We start from the raw sequence: 11,189 nt of genomic DNA, 5'->3' as shown, positions 1-11,189 counted from the left end.
AACGTAGAGCGTTTCTATTTCGTTGGCATACGCGCGGTAGATGCTGGCGCGCCGCACCTTCATCGTCGCGGTCACCTCGCCGTCGTCGTGGTCCAGTTCCTTGGTCAGCAGATGAAAGCGCTTGATCTGCGAGACCGGCGCCAACCCGGCGTTTGCCCGCGCGACTTCCTGCTGCACCAGCTCGCGCACCTGCGGACATTCGGCCAGCGACCGGAAATGCGTGAACGCGATGCGCCGCGATTCGGCCCATTTGCCCACCGTGTCGAACTCCAGCTGGATCAACGCGGACACGTACTTCCTGCCGTCGGCGATGACGATGCATTCCTTGACGTACGGGCTGCCCTTGACCGCGTTCTCGATCTCGGATGGCGTCAGGTTCTTGCCGCCCGCCGTGATCATGATGTCCTTGAGCCGGTCCACGATGCGCACGCGCCCGTTCTCCTCCGCCACCACATCGCCCGTGTGCAACCAACCGTCGCGCACGGTGTCGGCCGTCGCTTCCGGGTTCTTGTAATAGCCCTGGAACACCATGTCGCCGCGCACCAGGAGTTCACCTGATTCGCCTATGCGCCATTCCACGCCCAGGATCGGCTCGCCCACCGTGACCACCTTCACGCGGTCGGGATGCTGGCCAAAGATCATCCCGGTCGACTCCGTCAGGCCATACACCTCGACCAGCGGCACGCCCAGCGTGCGAAAGTAGCGCACCACGTCCGGCGGTATCGGCGCGGCGCCCGTCATGGCCACCCGCACCCGCCGCAGTCCGATGAAGTTCTGCAAGGCGCGCAGCACCAGCCAGTACCACAGCCAGTGCGTCAGCCGTTCGCTCACCCGGTACTGCGCGGGGGACTTTTCCAGGAACGGCGCGCATTGCGCCAGCGCCCGGCCGTACAGCCACCGCTGCACCGGGCCGGCCTCCTGCATCTTGATCGAGATTGCGGCGTGCAGCTTTTCCCAGATGCGGGGCACGCCAAGAAAGATTGTCGGCGCGACCTCGCGCAGGTCCTCCTGCACGGTGCGCAGCGACTCGCCAAAATTCACCTGCGAGCCCAGGTAGATGGGCACGAACGTGGACAGCATCTGCTCGGCGACGTGGCACAGCGGCAGGTACGACAGGTGCACGCTGGACGCATCCATCGACAGGCGATCGGCAATGCCGGGCGCCACGCCGCGCATGTTGCGGTAGCTCAGCATCGCGCCCTTCGGCTTGCCGGTCGAACCCGACGTATAGATCATCAGCCCGGTGTCGTCCAGTTGCTGTCCGTCCAGCATGGCGTTCAGCGCGGCCAGCTCCACGGTCTCGCGCTGGCCGCCATCAGCCTCGACCTCGGCAAATGTCACGATGCGCGCGCGATCCGCGTCGGCATACGAGCGCAGGCCCTTCGTTTCGATCACCACGATGCGGCGCAGATGGGGCAGCCTGTCCGCCACCTGCAGCACCTTGTCCGTCTGCTCCTGGTCTTCGCACACCACCAGTTCGACATCCGCATGCGCCAGCACGTAGCCCATTTCCTCGGCCGGGCTGGTGGAATAGACGCCCACCGCCACGCCGCCGGCCGCGCAGGCGCCCATCTGCGTCAGCAGCCACTCCACCCGGTTGTCCGACACGATGGCGACTCGTCCGCCCACGCTGAGCCCCAGCGCGCGCAGTCCCAGGCCGACGCGGCACGCGCGCTGCCAGTACTGATCCCACGTCATCGGCTTCCAGATGCCGAAATCCTTTTGCCGGATCGCAACGGCGGACGGCTGCCGGCGCGCCTGCTCGCGCAGCATCTGCGGCAGCGTCAATGGCGGCCAGCCGCCCGGATCGGTGCGCGTGTCCATCATGACAGCCAGCGCTTGCGGCGCTTGTAGTGCTTGATGTCCCGAAACCCCCGCGCCTCGCCCGAGCCGCCGATGCCCAGATAGAACTCGCGCACGTCGGGGTCCGCCGCCAGCTTGTCCGCGGAACCGTCGATCACCACCTTGCCGGTCTCCATGATGTAGCCGTAATGCGCCACCGCCAGCGCCACGGACGCGTTCTGTTCGACCAGCAGCATCGACACCCCCTGTTCGCTATTGATGCGCGCGATGATCGAAAAGATGCTTTCGACCAGCATCGGCGACAGGCCCAGCGACGGCTCGTCCAGCAGCATCAGCGTGGGCTGGGCGACCAGCGCGCGGCCGATCGCCAGCATCTGTTGCTCGCCGCCCGACAGATAGCCCGCCAGCCCGCGCCGCCGCTCGAACAGCCGCGGGAAATAGCCATAGACCAGATCGAAGTCCGCGCGCGCGGCGGGCCGCCCAGTCAGCGCATACGTCGCCGCCACCAGGTTCTCTTCCACCGTCAGATCCTCGAACACGCGCCGGCCTTCCATGACGTGCGCCAGACCCGAGCGCACCAGGTTCTGCGGCTTGATGCCCGCCGTATCGCCGCCGCCAAATACGATCTGGCCGCGCACCAGCTCGCCGTCCTCCAGGTCCAGCAGACCGGATACGGCCTTGAGCGTGGTGGACTTGCCGGCGCCATTGCTGCCCAGGAGCGCAACGATGCTGCCGGCCGGCACCGACAGGGACAAGCCGCGCAGCACCTGCACCGCCTTGTTGTAGACGACCTCGATGTTGTTGATGTCGAGCACCGCCTTGGACGGCGCCACGGCGTTCACGCCTGCTCTCACCTCAGGTCCCCGCGCGTCATGTCCCGGATTCACGGCTGCCTCACTTGAGCACGATCCAGTCGGACGCCGGCACCATCTGCTTCTGCTTCACGTCCGCGCGATAGATCCGGCCCACGGGAATCGAGTTGCCCTTGATGGTGATCGGCACGCCGATCAGCCCACCCGTATCGAAGTCCTTGATGCCGTCCAGCGCGGCCTTCATGTTGGCGGCGGTCAGGTCCTTGCCCGCGTCCAGCGTGCGCTTGGCCACTTCCGAGAACAGCATGGCGGCCAGGAAGCCCTGCATGTAGCCCGTGCTCTGGTACTGCGGCCGCATTTCGCGGATTTTCTTCAGCATCGGCGCGTCAGCCGCCTGGTCGTAGTAGTAGCGGTAAGGCATGACGCCCATGAAGCCCTCGGCATCCTCGCCCATCTGCATCACGGTCGAGTTGTCCATCGTCCAGAACGTGCCCATGTAGCGCGTCTTCAGCCCCATGCGCTTGCCCTGCCCCACGAATTCGGGAATCGGCGCCAGCACATAGCCATGGAATATGGTGAAGTCCGGATCCGCGCGGCGCAGCTTGATGACCTCGGTCGACACGTCCACGCTGCCCGGCGGCGTCATGATCTCGGTCGCCACCTTCAGGCCCAGCTTCTCGGCCACCGCGCGCGAACTGGCAATCGGATCGCGGCCGAACTCCGTGTCCGAATACACGAACGCCACCTTGGCGCCCGGCTGCTCCTTGGCGATGTAGCGCAGCAGAATGCCGAACATCTCGGTGTAGTCGGGTCCCAGCATGAACTGGGCGGGATACTTCGCCGGGTCGTTCAGCTCGGTCGCAAACGACGCGCCCGTCATCAGGATGTCGCCCGTGCGGTTCAATTCGGCATTGATGGTCTTGGAAAAGCCCGTCGAATCGCCGTAGTAGAAGTTCACCTTGTTCTGGCTGGTGATCTTCTTGAACGCCGCCACCGACGCGTCCACCTTGTACGCGGTGTCCTCAGGCACGTAGCGCAGCTTGCGGCCCTTGATCCCGCCCTGGTCGTTGATGATCTTCACGTAGTCCGTGATCCCGGCATGGATGCCCTGCCCGGCAAAGGCGAAGACGCCGCTCAGCGGAATCGAGCCGCCCAGCACCAGGTCCTCGGCTGCCTGCGCGGCGGGCGCCGCCGCCAGTGCCGCCGCCAGGCCCAACGGGGCCAACAACCTCGATAAACCGCTGCCTATCCGGATGCGCTTCATGGTTTGTCTCCTGGGTCTTATAGGTGGCCGCCGTCACGCCGCACGCATCGCGCTACGTGCGAAAAGGCCAGAGGTGAAAGAATCGGCGCACGCGCCGCCAGATTTCCGCAAGCCCGTGCGGCTCGAAGATCAGAAAGCCCACGATCAGCAGGCCGAAAACAATGGTGCGCACCGGCGATATCAGCCGCAACGCATCGCCGCCCACCGGCAGCCAGCCGACGACCAGCTTCAGGAACTCGGGCACCATCGTCATGAAGATGGCGCCCAGGATGGATCCCAGGATCGAGCCCATGCCGCCCACGATGATGGCCGCCAGGAAAAAGATAGACATGATGAGCGGAAAGCTCTCGGGCGTGACCACGCGGAAAAAGTACGCCCACAAACCGCCCGCCACCCCGGCATAGAACGAGGACAGCCCGAAGGACAGCAGCTTGTAGCGCAACAGGCGGATGCCCAGCACCTCGGCGGAAATGTCGCGGTCGCGTATCGCGATGAACGCGCGGCCGATGCGGGTGCGGAACAGGTTGGCCGCGCCCAGCACCATCAGCACGGTCACGGGCACGATCAGCCAATAGATCTTGAACGAGGTGTCCAGGTCCATCCCCAGCACGCGCGCCGGCGGCACCTGCAGCCCGCTCGTGCCGCCGGTGAATTGCCAGTTCGCAAAGATGAAGTGCGCGATGAAGGAGGCGGCGATCGTCGAGATCGCCAGGTACAGTCCCTTCACCCGCAACGAGGGAATGCCGACCAGCAGCCCGCCCAACATTGCGACGATGCCGCCCGCCAGCAGATTGAGAAGCACCGGCGTGCCCAGATGCAATTCCATCACCGCCACGGTGTACGCGCCCAGGCCCATGAACGCCGCCTGGCCCAAACTGACCAGCCCGGTGTAGCCGGTCAGGATGTTCAGCCCCGTCGCGCTGGCGATGTTGATCGCGACCAGGCACGCCAGATAGAGCCAATAGGCGTTCGCGAAAAAAGGAAACAGCACCAGCGAGGCGGCCAGCAACGCCAGCCACACGTGCTGCGTGCGCGTGTCGAAGAGCGCCTCGTCGGCCAGGTAAGTCTGCTTGGCGGTCGCGATGCGCATGGATCAAAGCCTCTCGATTTCACGGGTGCCGAACAGGCCATAGGGCCTGGCCATCAGCACGACCACCAGTACGACGAACGTGGCCAGCAGCTTGTACTCGCCCCCCAGATACGCACCGGCCCACGCTTCCAGCAGGCCGATGAAGATGCCGCCGACCAGCGCGCCCGCAACGCTGTCCAGGCCGCCCACGATCACCACCACCAGCACCGACAGCCCGAACACGCCCATCGACGACGATATGCCGCCGATCGCGCCCACGATCACGCCCGACACCGCGGCAATGGCGCCCGCCGTCACCCACGCCAGCGAAAACACGCGCGGCACGTTGATGCCCATCGCATACGCCGCGCCCTGATCTGACGCGGTCGCGCGCAACGCCACCCCGCCGCGCCAGTAGCGGAACACCACCAGCACCAGCAGCGCCAGCACTACCGCCACCCAGAAGCCGTAGAAAACCTTGGGCGCCACGAACGCTTCGCCCACCATGACGGGCGCGCGCGGCATGAACTCCGGCAGGCGCCGCTGGTCCGCCGTCCAGATGAGCTCGACCGCGCCCACCAGAATCGACGCGAGGCCCACGGTGATCATGAACACGGAGATCGGCGACTCGCCCAACATGGGCCGTATCGTCAGGCGCTCGACGACGGCGCCCAGTGCGCCGGACACGACGACCGCGCCCACGATGGCCAGCCAGATCGGCCACGCCATCCCCGTCGCAAACGCATAGAACACGTACGCGCCCAGCATCAGGAATTCGCCGATCGCGATATTGACCACGCGGGTCGCCTTGTACACGATCACGAACGCCAACGCGGCCAGGGCATACAGGCCGCCGCTGCCCAGCCCGGCCAGCGACACCTCCAGCAGGAACAGCCAGTCCATCAGGCCGCCTCCCGCAGCCGCCGGCGCAGATCGCCCACGTCGCCGGCGCCCAGATACGCCTTGATGACCTCGGGATTGGCCTGCACCTCTCCCGGCGTGCCGTGGGCGATCACCTGCCCAAAATTCAGCACCACGACATGATCCGACAGGTCCATCACCATGCCCATGTCGTGCTCCACCATCAGCACGGTCACGCCCCATTCAGAGCGCGCATCCAGGATGAAGCGCGCCATGTCGTCCGTCTCTTCGCGGTTCATGCCGGCAACAGGCTCGTCCAGCATCAGCACCTTCGGTTGCATCGCCAACGCCCGCGCCAGTTCCACCCGCTTCTGCAGCCCGTACGACAGCGCCGCGACCGGCGCATGGCGGATATGGTCGATCTCCAGGAAGTCGATGATGCGTTCTTCGATGTCCGCCCGCAGCGCCATTTCCTCGCGGCGCGCGCGGCCAAGATAGAACAGCGCATCCAGCACGTTGGTGCGCAGATGCGCGTGGCGGCCCAGCTTGATGTTGTCCAGCACCGTCATGCCGCGGAACAACGCAATGTTCTGGAAGCTGCGCGCCAGCCCAAGCTTGGCGCGTTCCGGCGCATGCACGCGCGTGATGTCGCGGCCTTCGAAGCGAATGCGTCCGGCGGCCGGTTTGTAGAACCCGGAGATCGTGTTGAACAGCGAGGTCTTGCCGGCGCCGTTCGGGCCGATGACCGTGGTGATGGAGCCGGGCGCGACGCGAAAGCCCACATTGGTGAGCGCCTTCACCCCGCCGAACGCCAGCGTCACCCCCTCGGCCTCCAGCAACGCAGGCCTTTCGGACTGATCCACCATTTGTCTCCTCGCTTTGATGCGAAGTTTTTTTGCCGCCTGAGGCGGGCATTTTTACGACGGTGAACCTGGCGACCCTGCGAGGCAGGTGATGCAACGAACCTGTCTTTACCTTCGCCAGTACAGCGCCGGAAAATCGTTCTATGCGTTACGCTAAGCGTGCTCAAACCCCAACCAAGCAAGCGCTCGGTTCAGACCATAGCATCGCGGTTTTTTGATCGACAGTTGGTATTTACCCGACAACGGAGACTCGCCATGACCCAGGAACTACCGGTGTTCCAGACGCTGCTGCTGGAGACCGACGGCGCCCTCGCCACCCTGACACTGAACCGCGCGGACGCGCTCAACGCCATCGATGTCGCCATGGCCCGCGACCTGCTGCGAGCCGCGCAGTGGCTCGAAACGCGCGACGCCGTGAAGGTCGTGCTGCTGCGCGGGGCGGGCAAGGCATTCTGCGCGGGCGGAGACATCGGCATGTTCACGGGCGACACCGCGACGGTGCGCGCCACGCTGTCGGATCTCTTCACGCCGCTCAATGATTTCGTCACGCGCATCCCGCGCATGGACAAGGTCTGGCTCGCGCAGGTGCACGGCGTGGCGGCGGGCGCGGGTCTGTCGCTGGTGCTGGCTTGCGATCTGGCCATCGCCGAAGCCGGCGTGCGATTCATGACGGCCTACCTGAAGCTTGGCGCCACGCCCGATGCCGGCATGACGCACGGCCTCATCCGCGCCGCCGGCCCCAAGCGCGCGCTGGATCTGCTGTTGCGGCACGATGCCTTCACGGCCGAAGAGGCGATGGCGTGGGGCATCATCACGCGCACCGCGCCGGCCGGTGAACTGGCGGCATCCGCGCAGGCCTATGCGCAGGACGTCTCGTGGCACGAGCCGCACGGCATCGCAGGCGTCAAGGCGCTGCTGCGCAGCGCCGCGCACGCCCCGCTTGAAACGCAGCTCGCCGAGGAAACGGCGCGCTTTCTGCAGTCAGCTGCGCGCGCCGATTTCGCGGAGGGCGTCGCGGCATTTCGCGAGAGGCGCCCACCGCGTTTTAGCGGCCAATAAGGCCGCCGCGTTCGGCGTTCAGACGACCCGTTTTTCCACCGCTTGCGCCCAGCGCCGCGCGACAGCGGGCGACGTGGCGCAGGTGGCGGATTCGGTCACGACGCGCACCGCGCGTTCCAACAGTTGAATGTCGGCCTCGTGCTGGCGTGCGACGTGGGGGTCTTCAAAGAAGATGACGCGCTGGCATTGGTGCTCGAGCACCAGCTCCGCAATCTGCGCATCGCCGCCCAGCGGCCCGCTCAGGTAACGATGCACCCACGGCGTGTCCTTGGGCCAGCCGCGCGACCAGGCCAACTCATTCAAGCGGCCGCCGGTCGTGCCGGTAGCCACACGCCGCGCAAAGCGCGACAGCACATCGAAGTGCTCACTGGCAAACGCCACCATCTCGTCCTTGAGCGCGTCGTGGGCGATCATCGCCAGCGTCTGGCCAGCGAAATTGAAATGGCGCGACGCAGATGCGTCCGGCGCCAGCCCGGCGTGTATGCGTTCGACTTCCATCCATTCGATGGCGCCGGCCAGCGTCGAAATGAACGGACGGCCATGCGTAATGCACTGCCGCTTGAGCGCCAGCGCTTCCGGAAAAATCGACGACGGGTCAACGGGATCGATCAGGTAGATCGCGCCGTCAAACGGCGCCTGGCCATCGCGCCCTTCGGTCACGCGCGCCACCAGCTTCATCAGGCCGCCCTCGCGCCCGTACGGATAGCGGATCAGGCCGGGATAGCTCTGCAGCATGCCCTCGCGCACGATCGCATCATGGGTGCGCCCCACCGTGTGCAACTGCACGCCCAGCTCACGGATGGTGGACGAACACGCGCGCAGCCAGGTAAACAGGGCAGCGTCGGGGGTTTCATGGTGCAAACGATTGGCGGCCAGGCCAAAACGCAGTTGGGCAGCGGGCATCGGTGGACTCGGCTGGAAAGGACAAACAAACGGATCCCCGATGATACCGTGGCCCGCGCGACGCCGACATGTCAGCCACGGAAAGGCGCCCATGCCTGCGTGCTCCCGGGCAGCGCAGCCCAAAAAAAACGCTCCCAACAGGGAGCGTCTTGTACAGCCACGATCAGTCGGTTTCTTCGATCCAGGCCATCTGAATGGCCTCCAGGATCTTCTCGCCGCAATGGGCGGGATCGTCGCTGAAGTCCGGCAGGGCCATGACCCAGTCGCGAAGCTGCGTGAAGCGCAGCACCTTCGGGTCAACGTCAGGGTGTGCGTCGTACAACGCGGCCGCAATCTCGTAGGTATCGGTCCACTTCATCAATGACCCTCTTTGGCGTGATTGATCGTGTACTTGGGAATCTCGACCGTCAGGTCAGCGTCGGTCACCAGCGCCTGGCACGACAGGCGCGACGTCGGGGTCAGGCCCCAGGCCTTGTCCAGCAGGTCTTCCTCGTCGTCCGTGGCGTCTTCCAGCGACGAATAGCCTTGCTTGACCACCACATGACAGGTCGTGCAGGCGCACGACAGTTCGCAGGCGTGCTCGATATCGATGTGGTTGTCCAGCAGCACGCGGCAGATCGACACGCCCTTGGGCGCGTCTTCGATCACCGCGCCTTCGGGACAGTAGTCGGGATGAGGCAATACAGTCAGTTTCGGCATAACTTCTTATCAGGCGATTTCGTCTAGTTTGCGGCCGGCCAACGCGGCGCGGATGCTGCGGTCCATGCGGCGCGCGGCAAAGTCGTCGGTCGCGGCGGACAGGGCTTGCACGGCTTGCGTCACCGTGTCCACGTCCTGGGCCTGCTGCGCCGCGATCGCGGCTTCCAGGCACTCGTCCACCCGCTTGCGTTCTTCCGGCTCCAGCAGGTCACCGTCAACGGCCAGCGCCGCCTGCACCGATTCCACCAACTGGCGCGCGTCAACCTGTTGCTCGCGCAACATGCGCGCCTTGGCGTCGGTATCGGCCTGCGCCACGCTATCGGCCAGCATCTGCGCGATCTCGTCGTCAGACAGACCGTAAGACGGCTTGACGGACACCATCGCCTCGACGCCCTGGCTCTGCTCGCGCGCGGTCACGCTCAGCAAGCCGTCCGCATCCACCTGGAAAGTCACGCGGATACGCGCGGCGCCGGCCACCATGGGCGGGATGCCGCGCAGTTCAAAGCGCGCCAGCGAACGGGAATCCGCCACCAGGTCGCGCTCGCCCTGCACCACGTGGATGCTCATGGCCGTCTGGCCATCCTTGAACGTCGTGAATTCCTGGGCGCGCGCCACCGGAATGGTGCTGTTGCGCGGAATGATGCGCTCGACCAGCCCGCCCATCGTTTCCAGACCCAGCGACAGCGGGATCACATCCAGCAGCAGCCAGTCTTCGCCCGGCGCCCGGTTGCCCGCCAACAGGTTGGCTTGCAGCGCGGCGCCCAGCGCCACGACTTGATCCGGATCCAGATCGGTCAGCGGTTCCGTGCCGAACACCTTGGCCACCGCGGCGCGCACGACGGGCATGCGCGTCGCGCCGCCCACCATCACCACGCCGCGCACGTCGGCTGGCTTGAGCGCCGCATCGCGCAGCGCTCGGCGCGCCGTGTCCAGCGTGCGCTCGATCAGCGGCTGGGCCAGCAATTCAAATTCGTCACGGGTGAGGGTCAACTCGACCTCGCGTCCGCCCGACAGCGTCAGCTTCAGGCTCGTCACCTCGGCGTCCGACAAAGCTTCACGCGCAGCGCGCGCTGCCATCAGCAAGCCGCGGCGCTCAGCGGGCGACAGTTCGCCCAAGCCCAGCTTCGCCACGGCGTGATCCGCGATCAGGACATCGAAATCGTCACCGCCAAGCGCCGTATCGCCGCCGGTGGAAATCACTTCGAACACCCCCTGCGTCAGGCGCAGGATGGAAATATCGAACGTGCCGCCGCCCAGGTCATAAACGGCGTAAACACCCTCGGCAGCGTTGTCCAGGCCGTAGGCAATTGCCGCCGCAGTCGGTTCATTCAAAAGGCGCAGCACGTTCAGGCCCGCCAACCGCGCGGCATCGCGCGTCGCCTGGCGCTGTGCGTCGTCAAAATACGCGGGCACGGTAATAACTGCGCCCACCAGTTCGTCGCCCAGCACGTCTTCGGCACGCTGACGCAGCACCGCCAGAATTTGCGCGGACACCTCGACCGGGCTCAGGTCGCCCTGCACCGTGCGAATCCGCACCATGCCCGGCGCGTCGACAAACTCATACGGCGCGCGCGTTGCCTGCGCCTCTTCCAGCGACCGGCCCATGAAACGCTTCACGGACACGACCGTGTTCAGCGGATCCTCGGCCTGCTGAGCCAGCGGCTCGCGGCCAGTCGTGACTTTGCCACCAGGGAAATATCGCACCGCCGACGGCAGCAAGGCGTGGCCTTGCGCATCGGGCAGCACTTCAGCCACACTGCTGCGCACGGCAGCGACCAGCGAATTGGTGGTGCCCAGGTCAATCCCGACCGCCAGCTTGCGCTGGTGCGGCGCGGGCGACTCGCCGGGCTCGGATA

Annotated in this window: 11 protein-coding genes; 1 reads left to right on the top strand and 10 read right to left on the bottom strand. The window is 65.8% G+C overall.

Annotated features, from left to right (window positions below):
- The 6 genes from RT697_RS25605 to RT697_RS25580 all read right to left on the bottom strand — a co-directional run.
- On the bottom strand, window positions 1-1,827 hold a 1,827-nt coding region (locus tag RT697_RS25605; RefSeq protein WP_313702466.1), incomplete at its 3' end, for an AMP-binding protein.
- The gene (locus RT697_RS25600; RefSeq protein WP_313702467.1) at window positions 1,824-2,618 is read right to left on the bottom strand and encodes an ABC transporter ATP-binding protein; all 795 of its coding nucleotides are present in this window, start codon (window positions 2,616-2,618) and stop codon (window positions 1,824-1,826) included. The genes RT697_RS25600 and RT697_RS25605, both read right to left, overlap by 4 nt.
- Window positions 2,619-2,697: 79 nt before the next feature.
- Complete coding sequence (locus RT697_RS25595; RefSeq protein ID WP_313702465.1) at window positions 2,698-3,879, bottom strand: ABC transporter substrate-binding protein; 1,182 nt, start codon at window positions 3,877-3,879, stop codon at window positions 2,698-2,700.
- A 52-nt stretch (window positions 3,880-3,931) separates the two neighbouring features.
- Entirely contained in the window at window positions 3,932-4,969 is a 1,038-nt protein-coding gene (locus RT697_RS25590; RefSeq protein ID WP_313702464.1) for a branched-chain amino acid ABC transporter permease, read from the bottom strand.
- 3 nt (window positions 4,970-4,972) lie between these two features.
- Window positions 4,973-5,851, bottom strand: coding sequence for a branched-chain amino acid ABC transporter permease (locus RT697_RS25585; protein ID WP_313702463.1), 879 nt, complete (start codon window positions 5,849-5,851; stop codon window positions 4,973-4,975).
- Window positions 5,851-6,675 (bottom strand): ABC transporter ATP-binding protein, encoded by an 825-nt coding sequence (locus RT697_RS25580; RefSeq protein WP_313702462.1) that lies wholly within the window; start codon window positions 6,673-6,675, stop codon window positions 5,851-5,853. Before RT697_RS25580 ends, RT697_RS25585 begins: the two co-directional genes overlap by 1 nt.
- A 252-nt stretch (window positions 6,676-6,927) precedes the next feature.
- Between RT697_RS25580 and RT697_RS25575 the strand changes: the two genes are divergently transcribed.
- Window positions 6,928-7,731 (top strand): enoyl-CoA hydratase-related protein, encoded by an 804-nt coding sequence (locus RT697_RS25575; RefSeq protein ID WP_313702461.1) that lies wholly within the window; start codon window positions 6,928-6,930, stop codon window positions 7,729-7,731.
- A gap of 18 nt (window positions 7,732-7,749) precedes the next feature.
- Here the strand turns inward: RT697_RS25575 and RT697_RS25570 are convergent, their stop codons facing one another.
- The 4 genes from RT697_RS25570 to hscA all read right to left on the bottom strand — a co-directional run.
- Window positions 7,750-8,634 (bottom strand): methylglyoxal synthase, encoded by an 885-nt coding sequence (locus RT697_RS25570; RefSeq protein ID WP_313702460.1) that lies wholly within the window; start codon window positions 8,632-8,634, stop codon window positions 7,750-7,752.
- 163 nt (window positions 8,635-8,797) lie between these two features.
- Complete coding sequence (iscX, locus tag RT697_RS25565; protein WP_313702459.1) at window positions 8,798-8,992, bottom strand: Fe-S cluster assembly protein IscX; 195 nt, start codon at window positions 8,990-8,992, stop codon at window positions 8,798-8,800.
- Window positions 8,992-9,333 carry an ISC system 2Fe-2S type ferredoxin gene (fdx, locus tag RT697_RS25560; RefSeq protein ID WP_013394592.1) on the bottom strand — a complete coding sequence of 114 codons (342 nt, stop codon included), beginning with the start codon at window positions 9,331-9,333 and terminating at the stop codon, window positions 8,992-8,994. The genes iscX and fdx overlap by 1 nt, the downstream gene beginning before the upstream one ends.
- A 9-nt stretch (window positions 9,334-9,342) precedes the next feature.
- Window positions 9,343-11,189 (bottom strand): Fe-S protein assembly chaperone HscA (hscA, locus tag RT697_RS25555; protein WP_313702458.1); only part of this gene is annotated, 1,847 nt, incomplete at its 5' end.

It is taken from the genome of Achromobacter sp. (genome assembly GCF_032113835.1).
Taxonomy (GTDB): Bacteria; Pseudomonadota; Gammaproteobacteria; order Burkholderiales; family Burkholderiaceae_B; genus Achromobacter.
The sequence above is the reverse complement of the archived record's forward strand: the minus strand, read 5'-3'. Positions and strand labels throughout refer to the sequence as shown.

Coding starts and splice junctions, on each gene's coding strand:
- RT697_RS25595 (WP_313702465.1), bottom strand. CDS start 3,879: ATGAAGCGCATCCGGATAGGCAGCGGTTTATCGAGGTTGTTGGCCCCG.
- RT697_RS25590 (WP_313702464.1), bottom strand. CDS start 4,969: ATGCGCATCGCGACCGCCAAGCAGACTTACCTGGCCGACGAGGCGCTC.
- RT697_RS25585 (WP_313702463.1), bottom strand. CDS start 5,851: ATGGACTGGCTGTTCCTGCTGGAGGTGTCGCTGGCCGGGCTGGGCAGC.
- RT697_RS25580 (WP_313702462.1), bottom strand. CDS start 6,675: ATGGTGGATCAGTCCGAAAGGCCTGCGTTGCTGGAGGCCGAGGGGGTG.
- RT697_RS25575 (WP_313702461.1), top strand. CDS start 6,928: ATGACCCAGGAACTACCGGTGTTCCAGACGCTGCTGCTGGAGACCGAC.
- RT697_RS25570 (WP_313702460.1), bottom strand. CDS start 8,634: ATGCCCGCTGCCCAACTGCGTTTTGGCCTGGCCGCCAATCGTTTGCAC.
- iscX (WP_313702459.1), bottom strand. CDS start 8,992: ATGAAGTGGACCGATACCTACGAGATTGCGGCCGCGTTGTACGACGCA.
- fdx (WP_013394592.1), bottom strand. CDS start 9,333: ATGCCGAAACTGACTGTATTGCCTCATCCCGACTACTGTCCCGAAGGC.